Genomic DNA, 23,114 nt, shown 5'->3' on the forward strand with positions numbered 1-23,114 from the left:
ATTTGATTGTGCCGTCCCCGGCAAAGCCGGCCTATGCCGATTTTGCCACAAAGACAGTTTGTCATACAGCATGACGGTATGGTAATTCAAGTGATGGAGTTGTCGAAATGGAGGAGACCTAAATGCCCGCCTATGAAGTTTTCGCGCTTCGCTACGCCGCAACCGAACCGGATCGACCCCGATCAGAGAATTTTCTGCCGGGGATGGATCTCCATGCCGGCGCAATGCCGCTGGATTACTACATCTGGCTGATACGCGGGCACGAGCGTGAGATTGTGGTGGACACCGGTTTCGATACAGAATCGGCTCAACAACGCGGCCGCCGCTTGATTCACCAGCCGGTAGAGATCCTCGCCAAGGCAGGTGTCGATGCGTCAAAGGTGCGGGACGTCATCCTGACGCATCTTCACTATGACCACGCCGGATCCCTTGGAGCCTTTCCCTCAGCGACATTCCATCTTCAGGACGAGGAAATGCGCTATGCGACCGGGCGCTTCATGTGTCATGCCTGCCTCAGCGCGCCGTTCAACGTGCGCGATGTCATGCAGGCCGTCGGTCTCGTTCATGGGGGGCGCGTACGCTTTCACGAGGGAACGTCGGAACTCGCGCCCGGTATCACCCTGCATCGGGTTGGCGGGCATACCGGCGGTTTGCAGGCGGTGCGGGTCGAGACCGAACGCGGACCGCTGGTGCTCGCTTCAGACGCGTTTCATTTCACGGAGAACCGCGCGCGCAGGGCTCCGTTTCCACTTGTGTTCCATGTTGGCGACATGCTGGAGGGGTATCGCCTCTGCGAGGACCTGGCAGGCGGACAACCCGATCTCCTCATTCCGGGTCACGACCCGGAGGTCCGTTTGCGATGGCCGGCGCCGAATCCCGAGGTCCCCGACATCGTGCGGCTGGATCTCCCACCAAAACGATGAGTCGACTGTAGTGTTGACATACTGTCATACAAACTGATATCCGCTTGGTTATTGATTTACGTCCCTCGGGAGGACCCATGCAGGTAGAAAAAACGCTGTCTGTGCGCGGACACGAGTTTCAGATCCACGGCTGGTGCGACGATGCTTTTGAAGCTGTCGCCGACGCATTTGCCGCCAACTACGTCGATGAAGAAGAGATAGGTTCAGCAACCACAATCTATGTCGACGGCCGCAAGGTCATTGACGTCTGGGGCGGCTACCGCGACGCCGACTATGCAAAGCCGTGGAACGAGGACACGATCGTCTGCATGATGTCCGTCGCCAAGGGCATAGCCGGCATGGCGTTCAACATTCTGATCGATCGCGGGCAGGTGGATCCGGACATGCCAGTCGCGGAATACTGGCCGGAATTCGCGCGTAACGGCAAGGAACGCGTTCTCGTGCGCCATGTGCTCGATCACACCGCCGGCTTGCCGGTCGTGCTCGAGCCGATGTGGCGCGGAGCCATCTTCGATTGCGATGCAATTGTCGGAGCGCTGGAGCGGCAGGCGCCTTTGTGGGAGCCCGGAACCGTCGCCGCCTATCATATCCATACCCAGGGCAACATTCTCGGTGAGATCGTGCGCCGCGTAACCGGCAAGCGGTTTCCCGCATTCATCGCCGATGAGGTGACTGGCCCGCTTGGCATGGATTACCAGTACGGCAATCTTTCCGATGCCGATCTAAACCGTTGCGCTACCCTGGTTCCGACAGTCGAAGGCACCCTTCTGGCGCGTCGCGACACCGATCCCGACGCACTGATCGCGAAGGGTTTCACACAGTTTCCCGATGAGCCTATGCCAGTCACGTTGAACTCGACCGCCTGGCGACGCGCCGAGATCACCAGCGCCAGCGGCCACGGCAATCCGCGCGCCGTCGCTCGTGTCTATGCCGCCATATCCCGTGGTGGCGAAATCGACGGCGTCCGGCTGATGCGGCCGGAAACAATCAAAGACATGCTGACCGAGCAGCACAACCAGACTGAACGGATGCAGGAGCGGCCATATCACCAGGCGCGCGGAGTGCTTCTGAATACGCCTGTATCGGTCTGGATGGGCCCACAGATGCGTTCCTTCGGGCATCACGGCTTTGGCGGCTCCATCGGTTTCGGAGATCCCGAGGCGCATATCGGATTTGCCTATGCCTGCAACAAGATGCATGCGCGCGGTGACAACGGTCCGCGGGCGCGCAGGATCATCGAAGCCCTGTACGAGGTTCTATGATCATGTCCGGTGGTGACCACGCTCCGGTCGCGGCAGTTACTGGCGGCGCCGGCGGAATAGGAGAAGCTTGCGTCAGGCGTCTTCGTTCTGATGGCTGGCAGGTTGTCGTTCTGGACATCGATATCGATCAGGCAAGGGCCGTCGCCGAACGACATGGCGCAGTCGCACATGCCATCGACCTTGCGGACGAGAGAAGTATCGAAGAGGCGGCAGCCTTCGTCGAACGCGAGGTCGGACCATGTCAGGGACTTGCCGCGGTCGCGGCGCACCTGGAAAATCCGCATCGGCCCGAATCGCAGGATTACGCCGAGTGGGAGGACATACTCAGGGTCAATCTGACCGGCACGTTTCGTACCCTCACCTGCTTCGGCAGAGGGATGTTGGAGCGCCGTTCCGGATCGATCGTTACCGTCGGTTCGATCACGGCGTTCAACTCCAGCCCGCTTCAGGCCTATGGCCCGACAAAGGCCGCAATCATCAATATTTCACGGAATCTCGCCGTGGCCTGGGGCCGTAGCGGCATACGGGTCAATTGCGTCTGTCCAGGCCCGACCCGTACACCCGCCGTGGAAGCCAGCTATGCGAGGGGCGAGCGCAATCCCGACACTATGATCCGCGAGACTGCGCTCGGTCGACTGGTTCGCCCGGAGGAGGTCGCCAATGCGATCGCTTTCCTCCTGTCGGAGGATGCAGGCGCGATTACGGGTATCGAGTTGCCGGTTGATTCCGGCACGCTCGCTACCCAGCTCTGGGGGCTTTACGGTGGTGTGCCCGAGCCGATGGAACGATGATTGCACCAGGATCTGGCAACCTTGATGCGTGGAGAACGAAATGACGGGTGATCTTTCTGGCCAGGTAGTCCTGGTAACCGGCGCCGGACGCGGCATAGGCGCAGCTGCGGCGCTGACTCTGGCCCGCCGGGGCGCCGCCGTCGGCGTGTTCGACATATCGGAAGAACTGGCTGCGACCTCCGTCCGCTCTGTTGAAGATTCCGGCGGCAAGGCGATCGCACTGGTGGCCGATGCCGCTGATCGGTCGGCGATTTTCCATGCAGCTGCCCGGCTGACTTCCACGTACGGACCAATGACCGGGGTCGTCAACGATGCGATCTGGATTCGATACGAACCGGTCGAGAATGTGCGGGACGAGACGCTCGAGCGCATGTTGGCGGTCGGGGTCAAGGGCGCTTTCTGGGGTGTTCAGGCACTGTTGGCGCACCGCGAAGATCAACCTGCCGCGGTCGTCAACATCGCTTCCCCAGTGGCGGATCTGGGGACAGCGAACACCGCGTCCTATACGGCCGTGAAAGGCGCGATCGCCGCCCTGACGCGACAACTTGCCGTCGAACTGGGGCCGCAGGGGATTCGCGTAAATGCGGTGACGCCCGGCGCCGTGCCGACCCCCGGCGCGAGAGCCATCGTCGACGAGGCAGGTTACGCGAAGCGCCGTGCGCAGACACCCTTGGGCAGATTGGGTACGGAGGAGGAGATCGCCTCTGCAATCGCCTTTCTTGTGAGCCGCGAAGCGTCATTCATTACGGGTGAAATACTACATGTCGATGGTGGCATCTCGGTCAAGTCAATGTAATCCCATGCAAACCCGTCCCGTCACGCCTCCGAACTCAGTCTTCACGCGTCGATATGGTCTTCATCGCGGCCTTGGCCGCAGCCTGGACATGCGCCACGCAGATATCGAAAGCCCGTTGTTCATCCCTGTCTTCCAGAGCGGATACAAAATCACGCAGTTCCCTGATCGACTGACGGGCGCGTTCCTCGCTGGACAACGAAACTACGCGAAGTTGCGATACGCGCGTGTGAATGCGGCGAAGCATTTCAGCCGCCACTTCGTTCCCTGCGCCCTCAAGAAGAATGTCGTAGAAGCGGGTCTTGGCGGCTATGAACGCTTCGGCCGAGAAGTTGTCATAGACCTGCGCAAGATGGTCGACACTTTCATGCAGGGCCTTGATCTGTTCTTCCGTGGCGCTGCGGGCAAAAAGCCTCGCCGCCAGACCCTCCAGCGTCGCCCGAACCTCGTATATGGACCGCGCCGTCTTCTCGCTGACAACACTGACGCTCAGGCCCCGGTTTGGCTGAAGCGTGATGAGACCGTCGGCCTGCAACTCGCGAAGCGCCTCCCGAAGAGAGGTGCGGGAAACCCCCATCATTTCACAGAGTTCGCGTTCGATAAGCCTTGCTCCGGCCGGAAACCGCCCAGTCGCGATCGCCATGCGCAGCCGCTCGGCAACCTGCTCCCGCAAGCCCGGCAACGTTTGCACACGCATGGACATATCGTTTTTGGCGGTCATTCCGTGAGCTCCCTGTACGCAAATATGTGGGCCATGTTGCGAATCTTACGATCCACTGGCGGAAAACATTCAGATGTTTCCTGCCATACCGTATGTTGTATGTCAAAAAACAAGAGGGTCTCATGACTGACAAAAACAAAACCGTTGGTGATCTCTTCGAAGAGGGGCTGTCGCTTCGCCGCCAGGTGCTGGGCGCCGAATATGTAGACCGTTCACTGGATTCGGCTAATAACTTCATGATGGCGTTCCAGCACATCACGACAGAGTGGTGCTGGGGCTATGCCTGGGGCAGGGACACGCTGGATCTGAAGACCCGGAGCATGCTCAATCTCGCCATGCTGACGGCGCTCAACCGGGCTGCGGAAATCAAGCTTCACGTACGCGGCGCCATCAACAACGGTGTGAGCGTCGAGGAAATTCGCGAGATCCTCCTTCACGCGACGGTCTACTGTGGCATTCCCGCCGGTTTGGACGCCTTTAAGGCAGCCAACGAAGTCCTGTCGGAAATGAAGCCCGACGGATGGCGTTGACAAGCCGCCTTAGCAGGAGGAAAACTTGAGGCATGATCCTGAAAATCAGGCGCTGACGCTCTCCGATCTTCCTCATGTTCCGGAAATCGGAGAGGATGTCGATCAGCTCGCACGGTTGAGGCAGTCAGGCTGGGCGGTGCGGAGCGACCGCGGTGTCGAGGTGTTGCGTTATCGACAGGCCGTCGACGTCCTCGAACATCGGGATCTTGGGAAAGGCGCCACCTTTCAGCGGCGGCTGGATGACATCGGAATTACCGAGGGAAGCGAGATCAGGGAATGCTGGAACCGGATGCTCGTAACCACCGAGGGTGGGCGTCGCCGCAACTTGCGCAAGCCATTCGTGAAACTTCTCCTAGGCCCGCACCTGAAACAACTGCAAACGGCCATCCGCAAGATCGTTGACAACGTTCTTGACGAGTTTGGGACCGGGCCGGAAGTTGATCTTATGGAGGCTCTGGCTTGGAAAATACCGTCGCGGGTCTATTGTCATCTGGTGGCTGCCCCGATCGAAAAGGCAGCCTTCGCAGCCCATCTCTCGGACAGCACGCTTGCCCCCATCCTGACGTCGGATGTCTCGCGACGCCAGGAATCGATCGACGCGTTCTACTGCACCTATGATTTCGTCAAGGAACATCTGGAATCGAGGCGGAGATCGGGTCTGGGGGAGGATTTTTCTTCCATCATGATTCGTCAGTTTCTGGACGGTCATCAGACCGAAGATGAAATGATCTACGAGGGGATTGCCCTCCTGCAAGCCAGCGTTGACAATACCGTTCACCAGATCGGTCTGGTGCTCGGCACACTGCTGGAGGACCCCAACCGGTGGCGAGCGATCGTTTCCGACGAGACGCTGCTTCAGCCCGGCGTGGAAGAGGCAATGCGTCTGAACCCGCGTTTCGGCACGATCTTCCGCTTTGCGGAGGCGGAAACCCGGCTGAACGCGCTGGACTTACCGGCAGGCACTTGGGTTTTCATTTCCCTGCGGTCTGCAAACCGCGATGAAGCGATGTTCCAGGCGCCTGAGAAATTCCAATTCGACAGGGATCTTAAGCGATCGCTCCAGTTCGGCGGCGGCCCCTACAGCTGCCTCGGCCAAACCCTGGCGCGCATGGAGATCCACGAGGTCGTCCGGGCGCTACGGATCCGTTTTCCACACATCAGCCTGAGCCAGGAATGGACCCGCACGGTGACCAACGCCGTCACCGAGACCGGCAGGCTCAGGGCAAAGCTACATTAGTTACTCATAGCGCTGCCACGATACGGACTCTTTATGCCCCCATTCGAATATGATCCCGGAAATTTAACAAGTTTATTTTCTTAATCAATACCCGTCCGAAATGTGCTGATAAGCCATAACGACAGGGCAGGTTAGCAGAAGTGGTCGGAATCGGCAGTTTCATGCATCGGGCGCGGAAATGCTACGTTCTTCCGCTGCTGGCGCCTGTGGCGCGCCAGGTCGAGAATCGATTTATGGAATGGGTGTTAGGGAACAATGCGCGTCCGAGCACCACGATACACAAACTTTAGTTGGCTCCGCAATTCGGAGCGGCGACAACGAGCATGCGTGATTTTCTCAACCCAGTTTCGGCAGCGTGCATTTAAGAAATCGTATAGAGGGATGTTTTTCACGATTACAGCGGCTTAGTGGACACCTGGATTGACTTGGTAACTTTTCCGAGTGGATTGCTCCAGATGATCCAGGCATAGGCGGTTGCTGCCGTAGTCGCATTCCTATCAAGACGTCCCTTTACCATCGGCACACGGTCTCAAAGTCGCGCCGGATTCGGCCCCTGGGCGCGCCTCCGCCAGGTGCTATCAGGGTAAGGTACGCCGACTCCAAAGACTAAACTGTTCTCCGTCCATCCACGGCGCCTTCGCTCACATCAGCGACGGCAGAAACAGGCTGATCTGCGGGAAGGCCACGATCAGGACGATCAGGATCAGAAAGGCGAACCAGAACGGCAGAACGCCGCGGAAGACGTCGTACATCGGAACGTCCTTGGCTATTGCTGCGATGGCGAATACGTTGACGCCGATCGGCGGAGTGACAACGCCGAGTTCGACCATGATGACCACGACGACGCCGAACCAGACGGGATCGAATCCGGCGCTCATCGCGATCGGGTAGAACAGCGGCACTGTCAGCACCAGCGCAGGCAGGGCGTTCATGAACATGCCGATCAGCACATAAAAGAGCAGGATCGCGCCGATAAGCTGGTATTTGCCCAGCTGGAATCCGATGATCAGATCGGCCAGCTGCTGCGTGAGGCCGCTGATCGCGATGAAGCGGCTGAATGCAGTCGCGAACATGAAGATGATGATGATGGCGGCCGAAAGGAGCAGCGCCCGCTCGATCGACTGCCACAGCGTCGCCCAGGTAAGGCGGCGCGTCAGTACGGAGATAACAAGCGCGCCGAACACGCCGATCCCGCCGGCTTCGTTTGGCGTCACGGCGCCGGTGTAGATACCACCGAGGACGAGCAGCATCAGCGCGACGATGGGCCAGACCCTGGCGCTCGACGAGAGCCGCTCGTTCCAGGTGCTGACCTCACCGCGCGGCGCGAGCTCGGGGTTTAGCCTGGCGCGGATCGAAATCAGGCCGACGAGGATGAAGGCGAACAGGATGCCCGGCAGAATGCCGGCCATGAATAGCTTTCCGATCGAGACCTCAGTGATCATGCCGTAGACGATGAAAGCCAGGCTCGGAGGAATCATGACGCCGATCGTAGCTGCGCACGCGATGGAAGCGGTCGCAAGCCGCATGTCGTAATCGTATTTGCGCATTTGCGGCAGCGCGATGGAGCCCATCGAGTAGACGCCAGACAGCGTGTCGCCGACAATGGAGGAAAGCCCGGCGCATGCGACCGTGCTGGCCGATGCCAGTCCGCCTGGCAGGTGACCGATCCAGCGGTAGGCTGAGCGGTAGAGATCTTCTGCGAAGCCCGACGCGACGACGATCAATCCCATCCATGTGAACAGCGGGACGACGCTCCAGGTCTGGTCGCTGACGACGTCTATCGTGGTTGTGCCAAGGCTGGTTAGGCTGGCCGTCGAGTTGATCAGGATGCTGATTCCGACGAGTGAGGTCGCGGCCATCGCAGCCGCTATATGGACGCCGAGAAAGATCAGGACAAAGCATAGGCTGATGGCGAAAATCCCGCGCACGCCGCGTGGCAGTTCGAACGGAGCGTATTGTGGAGCCAGCGCCAGCAGGAGGATCAGGCCGACAGCGCCGGCGCAGGCTAGCAGAACCGTGATCGAACGACCGTCAATTTTCCTGCTTGCATTTGCAAGAGCGGAAGCGAGATTGGCCAGAAGCGCCAAAGCGTACAGGACAATGAAGAGGGTCGCACAAGCAACGAAGGGCCACTCCGGCAGGCCGGTGACGCCAGTGACGATGCGGTTGTCGCTGAGATAACGTGCCTGGAGGAATATCTGGTACCCGGTCACGCCTATGATCGCCAGCGTCAACAGCAGACCACCGGCCAGGATTGGCGCGCGCAGCCAGTCGGGCATCAACCGCAGCAGCAGATCGACTCTGATGTGACCGCCTTCGCGTTCCACACATACAAGCGTGGCCAGAGCCACTATGATCATAAGAAGCCCGGTAATTTCCATGCCGCCTGGAACTACCGTCGAAAACAGGTTTCGCAGCGTTACATCGGCGACAGTGATCAGCATCATCGCCACAAGGGCTGCGGCGCCAAGGTAAAGCGATAAGCGACTGGGTGCAGCGATCAGACGCCGGATAGCCTGGGAGAGCCGTTCGAGGCCAGCGGCCAAGCCCTGATTGCCTTCGTCGGAATCGGCTACCTGCTCCAATTTGCTGCCTTTCAGGGATGACCGGGCTCTGACGGATGCCGACGCATTGATGTCGGCACCGTTCGGGAGACAATATCAGGTTGTTGCCGCCGCCGGCGATAGCCGACGATAACGCCTAGTTCTGATCGTAGAGTTTCATCAGGCGCACGGCCTCGTCGAGGATTTCCTGCCCGGGCATTCCTGCTGCATCCGCCTTCTTCACCCATTCGTCCCAGAACGGTCTCATCTTGGATGCCAGAGCAGCGGAATCCTCGGCACTGATCGTAAACAGGTTTTCGGGCGGAATGCTCGACATCGCGGCCGCAGCGCCATTTGTGGTGTTGTAGAAGAAATAGGTCAGTTGCATGTCGGACAGGTGCGCCTGTTCGGCTGGCGTCAACCGGTTCCATGTGTCTCTGTTCATCACGGTCGAATAGCTGCCCGGGTTGAGATTGAGCAGTGTATGATATGTGGTGACTTCGTTGAGCTTGAAATTGTTTACCCAGCCCCAAGCGCACAGGACGCCATCAACCGCGCCGCGTTGAAGCGCCAGATAAGCATCGGGTCCGACCATCACGCTGGCACTCGCGCCGAGTTTCTCGAGTACGACAACGCCGGCAGAATCCTGCGCGGCGTAAACCTTGCCTTTCACGTCCGAGAGGGTGCGAACCGGCTCGTTCGTATGGAGGTGCGAACCCATGGCGACGAAGGTCGCGATGTCGACCACGTTGTCCGCGTCGCTGTAGAGATTGCCCATTTCGGGATACTGGTCGCGCAGCCGCCAGTAAACGATCGTGGCGAGGGTCTGGTTCTTCGACAGGCCAGGCAGGCTGAACAGTTCCATCTGCGGGAATTTGCCCGGCAGTACCGGATGCCAGACGAACCCGATGTCCAGCAGGCCGGCGCCTGTCGATTGCAGCCAGTCCTTGAAGGGTGTGACGGAGTTGGGCGGAAAGAACACGACTTCCGCACGGTCGCCGATGATTCCCTCGATCTGTTTGGCAAACCGCCGGTCCATATCGTTCCAGGGCGTGCCGTCGGGCGAGGCGAACTGCATCTTGAGCTCGATTTCGGCCGCGTTTGCTGGCGTGCTCAATAGTTGCGCTCCGGCCACTGTGGCCAGCGTCAGGCCTCCAAAGGCCCGGCGGCTCAGCCCGCGGTCTGAAATACCATTATCTTCGATTGTGTCAGTGGTCATGTCTTCCTCCCAGCTCGCGCGAGCAACGCCAGCGCAACAAACTGCGGCTTGAGCGGCCGCACTCCTCCAACAACGAGCCTAGGTTCGCCAAGAGATCAGGAAAACTTATTTCTTCTAAATTGTTCTGTAAGCAGTTCTTAAAGCAGGTTGGCTGATCATCCGCTTCCATTCTTCGCTGCTGCGCTGGAGCTCCTCGCGAAAATAGTCATGGAGTTGGCGCGAGGCACGCGACAGGGGCCTCTGCGTTGGATGAATGAGGGCGAGTTCGACATCCAGCACCGGCTCGATGATGGGATTGACCGTCAAGCGGTCGTTGCCAAGTTCCTTGAGGCAGATCCAGAAAGGAAGGATCGTCGACCAGTCCGTCAGGCTGAGGAATTCCAGTCCGGTCGAGAGGCTGGCAATCGATATGGTGCGCTCTACCGTGATCTCGCCATTGCGGATCGCGGCGTCAATCCTGGGCCTCAGACTATGGGTCGCCGAGGGGATCGACAGTTTGAGCGGTGTTGTTTCGTTGAGCCGGACAGGCTGCATCGGCATCAGGCCGCGGCGCGATCCGGAAATCAGCGCCACGGGGAACTTGCCGATCACGGAGGCCGTCAGTCCCGTTTGGGGCTTCGCGAACTGGCCGACATAAAAGTCGAGTCCGCCGCCGGATGCTTCAGCCACCAGTGCGTCTGCCGTTCCACTCGCTATGTCGACGTCGATGCGCGGAAACTCCCGCACGAAGCGGGCGAGAGCCGCCGGCAGGACGGCCTTCGCGAGACCCGGCGCAAAGCCGGCCGACACCGAGCCGCTCAGCCCGGACGAGAAGTCCTTGATCTCCATCTCTGCTTCGGAAACCGCCTTCAGCACGGCGAGGCATCTATCATAGAGCCGCCAGCCGGCCGCGGTCGGGTTTACTCCGCGCCGCGTGCGCTCGAAGAGGCTGATGCGCAGCCGGCCTTCGAGCGCGCTCATCTGCTGGCTTACGCCGGACGCCGTACAGTTCAGCCGGTTTGCGGCCGCGCTGAGTGAGCCCTCCTCGCAGGCCGCGACGAAATAGCGGATTTGCCTGAGGTCCATGCGAAACTCCCGTTGACTTTAGCAATTCAAAACACTGGCCTTAGAAAATATAACTACCAGTAACACCTGATCTGTTTCTAAGGTCAAGCCTGTGGCTCTGGGAGGAGCCTTTTACCTGTGCACCGCAGGCCCGTACGACGCGCCCCCGTGGCGCCCGACGACAGGAGATCCGCATGCTACCACTCGACGGGTTTCGAGTGCTCGACCTCACCCATGTCCTTGCCGGCCCGTGTGCCACGCATCACCTGCGCTGCCTCGGCGCCGAAGTGATCAAGGTCGAACGGCCGGGCGGCGGCGATCCGATGAGGGGTCTGGATATGCAGCCGGAGTTCGACGGCCTGCCGCCGGGGTTCCGCGCTCTCAACGCAGGCAAGAAATCGGTCGTCGTGGATCTTGCCACCGAGGAGGGGCGCGACGCTATCCGTGCGATCGCGGCGAAGTGCGACATCTTCGTGGAAAACTTCAGGCCGGGCGTCGCCAAACGTTTCGGTCTCGGTGCGGACGATATAAGAGCTGTCCGGCCGGACATTATCTATTGTTCGATCTCCGGGTGGGGGCATGACGGGCCTAACAGCACACGCGGCGCCTATGACCACGTCATACAGGCCGCAACCGGCATGATGGCGCTGCAGGGCGGCAAAGCCGACGAGGCTCCGGTCAAGGTCGGCTTTCCGGTCATCGACATCGCAACGGGGATGAGCGCAGCTGAAGGGATAATGGCTGCAATCGTGCGTCGGCTGCGTGGCGACAAAGCGCCAATTACACTGGACGTTTCGATGGTAGACTGCGCGCTGGCTCTTATGTCCGGTCCGACGGCCAATACAATCGCGACCGGCAAGGCGCCCGAGCGGGTCGGCAATCGGGGTTTCGTCGGCAGCCCCGGCGCGGAAACATTTGCGACCGCGGACGGCCACATATCGGTTGCGGCCAACACAATGGGCCAGTTCAGGACGCTCTGCCGTGAGCTTGGCAGGCCTGATCTGGCTGAACCGCCTTACGTGCCGGTCGGGCTTGGCGATGGCGCGTTTCTGGCGAATGCAGCGACTGACGAATTACGCCAGGAACTCTCCAGCGCCTTTGCGACTATGAATGCGGATGCGCTTGAGACCGTGCTTAACGAGAATGGCGTCCCGTCATCCAAGGTGCGTGACCTGGGGGAATATCTCACCACTATCTACCCGCAGACGCCGGGTATCGGCGTCGAGGGCGAGCCGGTGGCGCTTGGACCCGCCTTCCGCTGGGGCGATCTTGGCGCGCCGTCGCTGCCCGCTGCGCCGCGGCTTGGCGCGGACACCGATCTTCTGAATTCCGGTGCGGCGTTAGCCTCGCCCCGCCGGGCCAATGCGACATGACTGGCTATGTGTCGGGAAGGCCCCTGGGCCTCCTGACCCTCAAAAGGGAGGAATGCAAATGAACTCGATGACGAGAAGACTGTTTGTCTCACTTGCGGCGTGCGCTGCAATGGGCATCGGCGCGACGATCGCAAGCGCCGAACCATCCGGAACATTCAAATATGCCGAACAGGTGAAGCTTATCACCATGGATCCGCAACAGCAAAGCGGCAGCGGTGTGCCCTACCTGCGTCCGGTCTATGAATCACTGTTCGAGAGGGGTCCGGACGGCAAACCCGTTCCGCTGCTCGCGACCGGCTACGAGATCGACGGCCTCAACGTGAAGATCACGCTGCGTGAGGGCGTCAAGTTCAGCAACGGCGAGGCGTTCAATGCCGAAGTGGCGGCGGCCAACATTAACCGTGGCGTCCAACTGGCGATCATCGAGGGTCTGAAGACCGTCGAAAGCGCCGAGGCGAACGACGAGTACACATTCACGATCAAGCTGAAGGAGCAGGATCCGGCAATCATCGACAGCCTCACCCACACGGGCGGCATGATGCTGGCGCCGGAAGCGATGGCCGATCCGACGATCGACCGCAACCCGATCGGCACCGGTCCTTACGTCCACAGCAAGGAAGAATCGCGTGAAGGCGAAGTGCAGGTCTATACGCCGAACCCGACCTATTGGGACCCGGACAAGATCGGCCTGGAGCGCTATGAAGTCTGGGAAATTCCGGACGATACAGCGCGCCTCAATGCGTTGAAGACCGGGCAGATCGACGCCGGCAACTGGCTGGCGAATCCACAGTCGGCAATCATCGACAGTTCGCCCGACCTGAAGCTTTTCCGAAACACGGGTGGACTGAACTATCACGTCATCATTTCCGACCGCGAAGGCGCCCAGGTTCCGGCGTTTGCGGACATGAACGTGCGTCAGGCGATGGCGCACTCGATTGACCGCGCGGCGTTCGGCAAAGCCATTCTGTTCGGCCTGTCGGAAGATTCGTATCAGCCCTACGGCAAGGGCCATTGGGCCTACAACCCGGATGTCGAGGGCGCCTATGCCTACGATGTCGAGAAGGCCAGAGAGTATATGGCCAAGTCGAACTTCCCGGACGGGTTCAGCTTCGATATGCCTTCGATCCCGATCTACCAGTCGCGGCTGGAGGCGCTCGCCGGCTTCTTCAACGAAATCGGAATAACGATGAACATCGTGCCGGTCGAACCGGGCACGCTTGCCCGCCGTAGCCGCACGACGGATTTCCCGGCCACCAACCTGGTGTGGAACACCAACACGGATCCGAAGTTCGTCGCGCTTCGATACATCTACGAAGACGCAGCCTACAACCCTTTCCAGACAAAGCCGAGCGAGGAACTGCTTTCACTGGCCAATGCCGGCCTGGAGTCGGTGGACACCGAAGTACGCAGCTCTGTATACCAGCAGATGGCGGAACAACTGGCGAAGGAGAAGTTCCTGATCTTCGTCGCCAACTCTCCTATCCTGATCGGGGTTTCCAATGCGACGGACGACAATCCGACCGTGGTATACCGCTACGGAGAAGATTCCATTAATCTTAGAGGCCTGAAGGCAAACAACTGACAAGCGGGTTTTAATGTTCAGGCTCATCCTCCAGCGGCTTCTGGCGCTGGCGCCCCTGCTGTTCATCGTGTCGGTGCTGACGTTCTCGTTTACGTCGCTGCTGCCGAGCGATCCGGTCGACCTGATTCTCGGCGATACGGGCACCGAGGAACAGCATGAAATGCTGCGCGAGCGCATGGGCCTGAACGAACCCATCCACGTCCGGTACCTGCAATGGCTAGGCCGGGCGCTGCAGGGCGACCTTGGGTCGTCCTACTTCAATAGCGTGAGCGTGATGGGCGCCGTGATGCAGCGACTGCCCGTTACGCTTTCCCTGACGGCCGTTTCGGCATTCATCGCTATCGTCGTGGGGGTTGCGGCGGGCGTAGCGGCAGCCCTTCACCCGCGCTCCTGGGTCGACCGCTTCGCCACCCTCGGCGCGACATTTGGCCAGGCCATTCCCAACTTCTGGTTTGGCCTGATCCTGGTCGCCATTTTCGCGGTCAGCCTGCGCTGGTTTCCTGCCACCGGCTTCACGCCGATCACGGAGTCGCCGTGGGAGTGGTTGCGCAGCGTAATCCTGCCGTCGATCGCGCTTGGCACATCGTCCAGCGCAGCCATTGCCAGGCAGGTGCGTTCGGCCATGGTCGGCGTACTCCAGCAGGACTATGTGAGAGCAGCCCGCGCACAGGGGCTTTCCGCCCGGCGCGTCCTGTTCAAACATGCGCTGACCAACGCCATGATACCGGTGGTTGCTGTGCTTTCCTTCCAGATCACCGTGCTGCTTGGCGGCGCGCTGATCGTCGAACAGGTGTTCGCCATCAATGGACTGGGCACGCTTGCGATCGCGGCGGTGCGTCAGCAGGACATCCCCATGCTTCAGGGGCTCGTGCTGGTCATGGTCGGGCTGGTGATCGCCGTCCAGCTTGCCACCGACGTGATCTACGGGCTTCTCAACCCCAAGGCGCGGCCGACGTGACTGTCGAGAATGCGGAAAGCGCCGGCGCCGTTGGCAAGCCGTGGCGGATCAGCGCTTCAAACGTCCTTGTCGGCGTTGCTGTATCTATTCTGGCGCTGCTCGTATTTCTGGCTGTCTTCGCAGATGTTATCGCACCGTACGACCCGTTGCGGCAGAACCTCATCAATGCGCTGCAGGGCCCGTCCGCCCGACACTGGCTGGGAACGGACGATCTCGGCCGCGATGTGCTGTCGCGGCTGATCTACGGCTGCCGCATCGCCGTCATCGCCGCTACAGAGGCGACCGCTATCGCGGTGGCGCTTGGCGTTCCGATCGGCCTGTTCATCGGCTATCGCGGCGGCTGGTGGGATTGGGTCGTGATGCGTATCGTGGAGGCGATAGTCTCAATCCCCGGCATCATGGTGGCGATCGTCATCATCGCAATCCTGGGTCCCGGACTGCACCGGGCGATGATTGCGCTCGGCATCCTGTTTTCAACCTCGTTCCTGCGGTTGGCGCGCGGGGTCGTGCTGGCCGAACGCGAGGAAATCTATGTGCGCTCGGCCAGGGTTATCGGCGCATCGGACAGCCGTATCCTGTTTCGCCACATTTTCCCGAATATCGCCCCGCCGCTGATCGTGCAGGTCACCCTGACCGTCGGCGCGGTGCTTTTATCGGAAGCAGGGCTGAGCTTCATCGGTTTGGGCGTACAGCCGCCGCAGGCCAGCTGGGGAACGATGCTGAATACAGCGGCGGCATTCATGCAGCTCAACTGGTTTTTGTCGATCCCGCCGGGGATCGCGATCATACTGACTGTGCTTTCGGTCAACCTGCTCGGTGATGTCTTGCGCGACTCGATCGGGCGCGGCATTGCCGCAACCGCACCGGAAGGCAGAACCGCGACTTTCGAGCCGTCTCGCTCTGCGGCGTCGCCGGCGGCGCGACCGGAGACCCGTGAGAACGAGGTGCTTCGCGTCGAGGGTCTTGAAGTGATGGTTGGCTCCGATCCTGGACTGCCGATCATCACCGACCTGTCATTCTCGATTGCGCAAGGGGAAACTCTGGGGCTCGTTGGCGAGTCCGGCAGCGGCAAGACGATGACCGGGCTGGCGATCCTGGGTCTGATGGGTGCAGGACTGAGGATAACGAGGGGTTCGATCGTACTCGACGGCATCGATCTGCGTTGCCTCGCGTCCGCCGAAATCGAGAAGTTGCGCGGTGACGAGGTGGCGATGGTTTTCCAGGATCCGACGACCAGCCTGAACCCGGCATTTACCGTCGGCAGCCAGATTGCCGAGGTGCTGCGCGCCAAGCAGGGGCTTTCGCAAAGGCAAGCATGGGACAGGGCTGTGGCGCTGATCGAGCGGGTGGGCATTCCCCAGCCCGGGGCAAGGGCCAAGGCCTATCCGCATGAACTCTCCGGCGGAATGGCGCAACGCATCGCGATTGCCCGCGCGTTGAGTTGCAACCCTTCGCTGCTGATCGCCGACGAGCCGACGACAGCGCTCGACGTGACGGTGCAGCAGGAAATCCTCGATCTCTTCCGCGACCTGCAGGACGAGTTCGGGATGGCGATCCTGTTCATCACTCACGACCTGGCTGTGGCCGCCGACATCTGTGATCGAATCAGCGTTATGTATGCCGGAGAGATGGTGGAGATGGCAGGCGTCGATACGCTGTTCCACGATCCGAAACATCCCTACACTGCCGGCCTGCTCAGCGCGATGCCGCACGCCTCTGATCGCAACCCGCCTCTGCCTACGATCCGCGGAAACGTTCCGCGGCCGGGCGCGTGGCCAGCCGGCTGTCGCTTCTCCAACCGCTGCGATTTTGCTGTTGCGACCTGCAAACAGCCCGTTGCCTTGACTAGCGGCGAACGGATGGTGCGTTGCCTGCGCGCCGATCAGCTGGACCTCAGGCCAGGCACATGACCGTCAGGCCGCTTCTCGAGATAACCGACCTGTCGGTGACCTATTGGGGCCGCTCGCTGCTTGGCCTCCGAGGCAAGCCCTTCTTCGCGGTAAAGGGCGCCAACCTTGCGATTCGGGCCGGCGAGACCCTCGGACTTGTGGGCGAGTCCGGCTCGGGCAAATCGTCGATCGCCAACACCGTACTTGGTCTTGTACCCGCTTCATCGGGGTCCATACGTTTCGGCGACCACGATCTCGTCGCCATGAAGACACGTTATCCCTCCGAGGTTCGCAATCAGATCCAGGCGGTTTTCCAGGATCCCTATTCGTCTCTGAATCCGTCGATGACGGTCGAGGGCATCGTAACCGAACCGTTGCGTGTTCACACGAACATGAACAAGGCCGAAAGGCGGGAGAGGGCAATCGAACTGCTGAAGCTGGTGTCGCTGCAGGAAGAGCACCTGTCGCGCCATCCGCACCAGTTTTCAGGAGGCCAGCGCCAGCGTATCGCAATCGCATCGGCGCTGGCGCTGCGGCCGAAGCTTATCGTGCTCGACGAGCCGGTCAGTGCGCTCGACGTATCGACGCAGAACCAGATCATCAACCTCCTCTATGAGCGGCGGGATGCACTCGGCATCGCTTATCTGCTGATCGCTCACGACCTTGCGCTGGTCCACCACATCTCCGACCGCATCGCGGTCATGTATCTCGGCCACATTGTCGAGGAGGGACCGTCGGACCGGGTCTACAAGAATCCCGCGCATCCCTACACAAAAGCGCTGCTGGATGCGGTTCCGCTGCTCGATCCGGACCGACAGCGCGCCCGCCGGGAAAGTCGAAAGTTGCAACCTGCACTTGATACCCAGCGCGTCGCCGATGTCGGCTGTCCCTACAAGAACCGCTGCCCGATGGCAATGCCGCGATGCCAGACGGATATGCCGCCCGAATATCCGGTCGCGGGTGGCGGGGTCGCGAATTGCTTTCTGCTCGCACCCGAGGTCGAGGGCCATCACGCGACAAAGCCCTCCCGCGAGAAACGGATACCCTGATGACGAAACTGCAACACTATCCCTCAAATCAAATATCCACTGAAATTGAGGTCCGCGACGATCTGGCGCCGGAGGGCCTTGCCGCAATATCACCGCTGCCGCTTGTGTGCCGCTGGCCCGTCACAGGCCAGATCAAGGGCTATGCGATCTTCTGTCATGGCCTTAGCGCCAGCGGTCGGCACTATGCCGAGCTATGCTGCCACTGGGCGTCGCATGGGTACCTCGTGATCAATCCGACATTTCCAGACTGGGTCGATGCCGTGGCGAAAGCAGAACCCGATCTCGGCTACGAGCCTGGACAGGACGGCGTCGCCTGGGCTGCTCACCCGCAGATGAAGGCGCGCCTGTACGAGATATTGCATAAGCCGGAATACTGGCTGCAGCGGGTTGAGATCGTGCGCCTGGTCATGGACAATCTCGATACGATATTCAACCAAACCTGCGGAGCACGGTTGTTGCCGACGAAGGGGGCGATCACCGGGCATTCCTTTGGCGCTTACACGTCCCAGCTTTTCGCCGGTGCTGAAATCGACCTGCCCGGAAAAGGTTCGGTCAATTTCTTGGACGACCGGTTTTCCGCGGCCATTCTTATGAGCGCTCAGGGCCGGGATCAGCAAGGTCTGCGCGATGGATCGTGGGACGGTATCAACGGACCGATGCTCAACTTGACTGGCACGCGCGATGGTGGCGCGAAGGGGCAGGACTGGCGCTGGAAGGTCGAACCCTACGAATTCGCGCCGCCAGGCGACAAATATCTCGCGGTGCTGACGGATGCCGATCACTATCTCGGCGGCATTGCCATACCGGAGCAGATGCCGGTGCCCGCCCATAAGGAGGCGGTGCTGCAAATTACGTTGGCCTTTCTGGATGCATATCTTGCTGGCGACGCGGCTGCCAGGGATTGGCTGGCGGCGCTCGCCGGCCGAGTCGACGATTGTCCATTGGTTTTCAAGCGTAAGTAACTTGAGAACTCTCAGGACATGACGTTGTTGCAAGTAGCAAGAATTGGATACTCTCGAGAGGATAGTGCACGAAGATATACTGTTCTGTAATGAATAACAGGTTGCGCCGCAGCAGTTTCACTCATACGTCTGCAACATCCCGGACCAAGGAACCCGGCGGGATCGTCGGTGCGGCGGAATTGAGCGTGTCGATGGCAAAACCTGCTGCCTTCTTGTACTGGGCCATGAATTCGGTTCGCTCCTGGAGTGAGACAACGTCGTCGATGGTGTCGAATTCTCCGCCGCACCGCTGGTCGACGATATTGAGCAATCCGAAAGGACCGGCGCCCCGGTTTCGGAGCGCAACCTGCGAAATCGGGCCACAGAGTTTTTCGTCAAAGGCGACGAGCGCCTGTTCATCCACCCCGTAACGTAAAAGCATGGCTCCCAGTTCGCGTGCGTCGACAATGGCCTGGCTCGCGCCGTTCGATCCCGTGGGATACATCGGATGGGCGGCGTCACCGACAAGTAGAACATTGCCATCACGCCAGGTGGGCACCGGATCGCGGTCGATCATTGGGTTTTCATAGACGACGTCCGCCCGTTTCAGAAAGGCCGGCACATCGAGCCAATCATAGGTCCAATCCTCGAAATGATGGATAAAATCGCCGATTCCTGCCGGGCGAAACCAGCCGCTACCCTGCCAGCCTTCCGAATTGTCGACCGTCAGTTCGGCTATCCAGTTGATCATCGCGAGCCCGGTGTCGGGATCTGGATGCGAGATGGGATAGATCACCATACGGTGCCTGTGGGTGCCAAGTCCGACAAAGGATGACCCTGTGCGGATAGGTTTGGCCATAGACGTGCCGCGCCACATGATGGCTCCACCCCAATGGATCGGCGCCTGGTTCGGATGCATTTGGGCACGGATTGCAGAATGGATGCCATCAGCGCCGATCAGCATTGTGCCCGTGACGCTTTCAGTGGACCCATCCGGTTTTTCAATCTGTGCGTTAACGCTGCCATCTTGCAGATTTTGGTATCCGGTGACCTTGCATCCCAGACGAATGGCATCGGAGCCAGCCCGTTCCTTCACCTTGTTCGCCAGCAGCATGTGGAACCTGCCGCGATGCACGGCGTATTGCGGCCACTTGTAGCCGGCCCCGATACCGCGTTCTTCGCAATAGATATCGTTGCCGTTCAAGCCAACCAGCGCCCATTCGCGGGCAGGGATGCCAATTTGGTCCATCTCCTGCTCGGTAAAACCCAAATCGTAGAGTTCACGAACGGCGTTCGGCTGGATGTTGATGCCGACGCCGAGCGGGCGCAGTTGCTGGACGGATTCGAAAACCGTAAACGGAACGCCAATTTGATCAAGGGTCAGTGCGACCGCGAGCCCCCCAATTCCTCCTCCTGCGATCAGTACATGACACCCGGACACTTTATCCTCCCGTTTCTACCATTCGCGGCAAGTCTATAAAGGAAGGGGAATCGATAGTCTAACGCTGTGTGAATTTGCCCTAGCAGCCTAATCTACAATCCCCAGTATTGGCGGTTCGCATTCAATCGCCTCCAAGTCGCAAAATGTTCTTTGAATGGAAAGCTACACTTTGACCTAGCTTTCTTCTCAATCTCGGTTCTGCTGGGGTCCTCAATAATAACTCACTACTACCCGCAGAAAGTTACTGGACTTAGCGGGACAGGCTGTCCGTATAGAATTGTGACATTCGGCCAGCGTCGCAATTAAAAATCACCTGAATTTACCATTTCGCAGCTTGCAGTAAGTAAAAATGTTTCTCCGGAGTTGCGGTTATTTTCATTAGAGTCCACAAACATTATTAGTATTAGATTCCCTCATCTAGTAAGTAGCGGCCAAGAATGATTATAGTTAGATACCTTCATTTCGTAGATTTTAATTTTATGAATGCGTAAGGAATACACTAACTTCTGCTTAACACCGTCTTCCAGTCTGACTCCCAGATAGACCGCTTTCACAGGAGATTTTCCAGCTATTTCCAATGGTCCGGGGACCCTTCCTCCCTGCTGACTAGTTAATAAACGCCACTCTCGTTCGTAGAACCAAGAAGACTTCTTGTGAGATAGTATTTTCCTAGCAGAGCGCTGTGGGTCGTCCTTGTCAGCTCTGCCTATCCTTGGCGGAGTATTATTATAAGCCACCCGCGCAATATGAACGCTGTCGTCCAGTCCTGCGCATAGATCATGCGTGCTATATGCAACACAAATACCGGCATAGTTACTGGCATAATGAGTCCACATCAGCTCGTTATCATTTGTATCGCTAAAGCAGCAGATACCGACAGTGTGTTTTTGGTTCAGAATCTCGTCAGCTAATTTTTTGTATGTTGTTTGTTTTGACAGCCAAGGAGAAGCGCCAAAGAATCCCTCCATCGGATCATTGAGAGCTGAATATCTGCTGCACCATAGAAAGTTGTTTAAAATTGCACCGAGTTCTTGATCCGCCAATTCAATGCTACCCAGTGGACGGTAACGAAATAAACGGGGAGGCAATATTGGTGGATCAACCGTGACCATATAGGATTCCTTCAGGTGAACGAAAAGTATATTGCAGCCAAGGATGTACTTACCCTGGGACAACAGGCTGCTTTAGCACGGGCTCTCGCCTAGGACAGGCGCACAACATAATATCAAAATACGTATTTGACAGCCGTGTATCGAGGTTTCCAAAGGATAGGATGCTCGAGCCGTTTGATGCGTTTCAACAATATTTCGTCGCCTTGTGTTGATCCTGTCTGTCGACCGTTACCGTTCAGCAGACGACTAACTCGCCGGTGTGCGCCTCACCAAATTCTAAATAAATGCGACAAAAATGGCGTTTCATATAAATAGATGCTAGTCTTAGCAACTTTTTCGTGTTTTAAATGGCCCATGATGTTCGAAACGACGGAGCAAATAGCGAATAGAGATCCGGACCTTGCTGGTCGGACAGCGGTTGACCTTTGGGGGCCAGCCGCTGAGTTTGGCTTTCAAATCGTACCTGACATTCTACTACTCGAACAAAGGCAATTGGGAATCAGTAGTGAGGAATTGAATGCACTCCTCAATCTCAATGCCCACCGCTGGAGGCGCAAAGACCCTGTTTTTCCGGGCACTAGTACAATCGCAGAACGAATGGGAGTCAGCGTGAGGACAGTTCAACGTCTGATTAGATCGCTGGAGAAAAAGAGTTTAGTGGTGAGAAAGAAAACAGCCGATGGGCACATGTACTTCGAGCTTGATCTCCTAAATCAAAAGCTCGAGCCATTCGTATCAGACAGGATAAAGAAGGGTAAGAAAAGGATGGAAAAATAGAGGCAAACGTTTTCGCGAATGCCGCGTCTTGGTGGCGTAGCTCAACCGGATAGAGCGCCTTGCTTGCTGGTATTCTTGTTATCCTAGCAGAAGACAAAATACGGCAGGGTAGATGCAGGTTCAAGTCCTGTCGTCACCTCCACCTCTCAGGATTCACATGTTTAAAGAGAAAGGACGATTTTGGGGTAGCGTATTGGGGTAGACCTTTAATTCGCAGATTATGTAACTGATTGTTTTTGTTTATATAAAGAAACCAAAAGGAATATGGCGGAGAGAGAGGGATTCGAACCCTCGAGACGGTTTCCCGCCTACACACTTTCCAGGCGTGCGCCTTCGACCACTCGGCCACCTCTCCGCAATATGCCGGGCAGGCCCTGTGGGACTTCTTCCGGAACGGCGCGCACTATAGTCAAGACGAAATCAGGATCAACCAGAATCTCGCGCGAAGATGACAGAAATGACACAGCCGCAAACCGGCCGACCGCCGACATCAGCGTGACTGGCGCATTTGCGCGCAACCGTAACGTCACTGTTTCGATTTCATGTGTGGCCGACATGGTTTAAGGCTTGTGCGAGCCTCCCTATATGGAAGTGCAACGGAGCCAAAATATGAGATTTATGCTTCGCGCCATCAGTCTGCTGGCCTTGATCATGGCCGTAGTCACCGGCGTGCAGGACGCCATCAAGTCGGTAGCCTCTTCGCAGATCGTGATCACATCTCTCGGATCGGCATGGTATAATGTCAGCCCGGAAACGCTCGCGCAGAGCCAAACGCTCATCCAGGGTAACCTGCATCCCTATTTGTGGGATCCGGTTATGCAGTGGATATTGCTGCAGCCGGCCTGGGCCGTGTTTCTGGCGATCGCGCTGTTCTTCTATCTCATCGCATGGCGCCGGCCGAAACCGGCCGGGCGCTTCTCCGTCTGACA

At 58.7% G+C, this 23,114-nt stretch carries 20 protein-coding genes and 2 tRNA genes; 15 read left to right on the top strand and 7 right to left on the bottom strand.

Features of this window, described 5'->3' with window-relative positions:
• The first annotated feature begins 122 nt into the window (after window positions 1–122).
• The 4 genes from K1W69_RS13350 to K1W69_RS13365 all read left to right on the top strand — a co-directional run bounded on the left by K1W69_RS13350 (window position 123) and on the right by K1W69_RS13365 (window position 3,772).
• Window positions 123–923 (top strand): N-acyl homoserine lactonase family protein, encoded by an 801-nt coding sequence (locus K1W69_RS13350; protein ID WP_220228826.1) that lies wholly within the window; start codon window positions 123–125, stop codon window positions 921–923.
• 77 nt (window positions 924–1,000) lie between these two features.
• On the top strand, window positions 1,001–2,185 hold the full coding sequence (locus K1W69_RS13355; RefSeq protein ID WP_220228827.1) for a serine hydrolase domain-containing protein: 1,185 nt from the start codon (window positions 1,001–1,003) through the stop codon (window positions 2,183–2,185).
• Window positions 2,186–2,187: 2 nt separating this feature from the next.
• Entirely contained in the window at window positions 2,188–2,976 is a 789-nt protein-coding gene (locus tag K1W69_RS13360; protein WP_220228828.1) for an SDR family NAD(P)-dependent oxidoreductase, read from the top strand.
• A gap of 40 nt (window positions 2,977–3,016) precedes the next feature.
• Entirely contained in the window at window positions 3,017–3,772 is a 756-nt protein-coding gene (locus K1W69_RS13365) for an SDR family NAD(P)-dependent oxidoreductase (RefSeq protein ID WP_220228829.1), read from the top strand.
• A 34-nt stretch (window positions 3,773–3,806) separates the two neighbouring features.
• On the opposite strand, the gene K1W69_RS13370 is transcribed toward K1W69_RS13365, so the two are convergent.
• A complete protein-coding gene (locus K1W69_RS13370; protein WP_220228830.1) occupies window positions 3,807–4,490 on the bottom strand; it encodes a GntR family transcriptional regulator in 684 nt (227 codons plus the stop codon).
• A 122-nt stretch (window positions 4,491–4,612) separates the two neighbouring features.
• Here K1W69_RS13370 and K1W69_RS13375 point away from each other — a divergent pair, with 122 nt between their 5' ends.
• Both K1W69_RS13375 and K1W69_RS13380 read left to right on the top strand, forming a co-directional pair.
• Window positions 4,613–5,020, top strand: coding sequence for a carboxymuconolactone decarboxylase family protein (locus K1W69_RS13375; RefSeq protein WP_220228831.1), 408 nt, complete (start codon window positions 4,613–4,615; stop codon window positions 5,018–5,020).
• Between the two features lie 25 nt (window positions 5,021–5,045).
• Entirely contained in the window at window positions 5,046–6,257 is a 1,212-nt protein-coding gene (locus tag K1W69_RS13380; RefSeq protein ID WP_220228832.1) for a cytochrome P450, read from the top strand.
• A 641-nt stretch (window positions 6,258–6,898) separates the two neighbouring features.
• Here K1W69_RS13380 and K1W69_RS13385 read toward each other — a convergent pair.
• From K1W69_RS13385 to K1W69_RS13395, 3 genes are all read right to left on the bottom strand, one after another.
• On the bottom strand, window positions 6,899–8,842 hold the full coding sequence (locus tag K1W69_RS13385) for a TRAP transporter large permease (RefSeq protein ID WP_220228833.1): 1,944 nt from the start codon (window positions 8,840–8,842) through the stop codon (window positions 6,899–6,901).
• Between the two features lie 115 nt (window positions 8,843–8,957).
• Complete coding sequence (locus tag K1W69_RS13390) at window positions 8,958–10,019, bottom strand: TRAP transporter substrate-binding protein (protein ID WP_220228834.1); 1,062 nt, start codon at window positions 10,017–10,019, stop codon at window positions 8,958–8,960.
• A gap of 114 nt (window positions 10,020–10,133) precedes the next feature.
• Window positions 10,134–11,084 (bottom strand): LysR family transcriptional regulator, encoded by a 951-nt coding sequence (locus K1W69_RS13395; protein ID WP_220228835.1) that lies wholly within the window; start codon window positions 11,082–11,084, stop codon window positions 10,134–10,136.
• A 173-nt stretch (window positions 11,085–11,257) separates the two neighbouring features.
• On the opposite strand from K1W69_RS13395, the gene K1W69_RS13400 reads away from it, so the two are divergent.
• From K1W69_RS13400 to K1W69_RS13425, 6 genes are read left to right on the top strand one after another with little or no spacing between them, the layout of a single operon-like run.
• On the top strand, window positions 11,258–12,436 hold the full coding sequence (locus tag K1W69_RS13400; protein WP_220228836.1) for a CaiB/BaiF CoA transferase family protein: 1,179 nt from the start codon (window positions 11,258–11,260) through the stop codon (window positions 12,434–12,436).
• A gap of 58 nt (window positions 12,437–12,494) precedes the next feature.
• Window positions 12,495–14,018 (top strand): ABC transporter substrate-binding protein, encoded by a 1,524-nt coding sequence (locus K1W69_RS13405; protein ID WP_220228837.1) that lies wholly within the window; start codon window positions 12,495–12,497, stop codon window positions 14,016–14,018.
• A gap of 13 nt (window positions 14,019–14,031) precedes the next feature.
• The gene (locus tag K1W69_RS13410) at window positions 14,032–14,976 is read left to right on the top strand and encodes an ABC transporter permease (RefSeq protein WP_220228838.1); all 945 of its coding nucleotides are present in this window, start codon (window positions 14,032–14,034) and stop codon (window positions 14,974–14,976) included.
• Window positions 14,973–16,886: a dipeptide/oligopeptide/nickel ABC transporter permease/ATP-binding protein gene (locus K1W69_RS13415; RefSeq protein ID WP_220228839.1), complete on the top strand. Its 1,914-nt coding sequence runs from the start codon at window positions 14,973–14,975 to the stop codon at window positions 16,884–16,886. Before K1W69_RS13410 ends, K1W69_RS13415 begins: the two co-directional genes overlap by 4 nt.
• Window positions 16,883–17,914 (top strand): oligopeptide/dipeptide ABC transporter ATP-binding protein, encoded by a 1,032-nt coding sequence (locus K1W69_RS13420; protein ID WP_220228840.1) that lies wholly within the window; start codon window positions 16,883–16,885, stop codon window positions 17,912–17,914. The genes K1W69_RS13415 and K1W69_RS13420 overlap by 4 nt, the downstream gene beginning before the upstream one ends.
• On the top strand, window positions 17,914–18,876 hold the full coding sequence (locus tag K1W69_RS13425) for an alpha/beta hydrolase family protein (protein WP_220228841.1): 963 nt from the start codon (window positions 17,914–17,916) through the stop codon (window positions 18,874–18,876). The genes K1W69_RS13420 and K1W69_RS13425 overlap by 1 nt, the downstream gene beginning before the upstream one ends.
• 121 nt (window positions 18,877–18,997) lie before the next feature.
• On the opposite strand, the gene K1W69_RS13430 is transcribed toward K1W69_RS13425, so the two are convergent.
• Window positions 18,998–20,296, bottom strand: coding sequence for a flavin-dependent oxidoreductase (locus tag K1W69_RS13430; protein ID WP_220228842.1), 1,299 nt, complete (start codon window positions 20,294–20,296; stop codon window positions 18,998–19,000).
• A 413-nt stretch (window positions 20,297–20,709) separates the two neighbouring features.
• Window positions 20,710–21,408: a DUF2971 domain-containing protein gene (locus tag K1W69_RS13435; protein WP_220228843.1), complete on the bottom strand. Its 699-nt coding sequence runs from the start codon at window positions 21,406–21,408 to the stop codon at window positions 20,710–20,712.
• Window positions 21,409–21,765: 357 nt separating this feature from the next.
• Between K1W69_RS13435 and K1W69_RS27470 the strand changes: the two genes are divergently transcribed.
• Both K1W69_RS27470 and K1W69_RS13445 read left to right on the top strand, forming a co-directional pair.
• A complete protein-coding gene (locus tag K1W69_RS27470; protein ID WP_370688260.1) occupies window positions 21,766–22,185 on the top strand; it encodes a helix-turn-helix domain-containing protein in 420 nt (139 codons plus the stop codon).
• A gap of 30 nt (window positions 22,186–22,215) precedes the next feature.
• Window positions 22,216–22,327 (top strand) — tRNA-OTHER (locus tag K1W69_RS13445).
• Between the two features lie 123 nt (window positions 22,328–22,450).
• Here K1W69_RS13445 and K1W69_RS13450 read toward each other — a convergent pair.
• Window positions 22,451–22,540, bottom strand: a tRNA-Ser gene (locus K1W69_RS13450).
• A 254-nt stretch (window positions 22,541–22,794) separates the two neighbouring features.
• Here K1W69_RS13450 and K1W69_RS13455 point away from each other — a divergent pair.
• Window positions 22,795–23,112, top strand: a complete 318-nt coding sequence (locus K1W69_RS13455) for a hypothetical protein (RefSeq protein WP_220228845.1) — start codon at window positions 22,795–22,797, stop codon at window positions 23,110–23,112.
• The last annotated feature ends 2 nt before the right edge of the window (window positions 23,113–23,114 follow it).

Source organism: Flavimaribacter sediminis (assembly GCF_019492055.1).
Lineage (GTDB): Bacteria > Pseudomonadota > Alphaproteobacteria > Rhizobiales > Rhizobiaceae > Flavimaribacter > Flavimaribacter sediminis.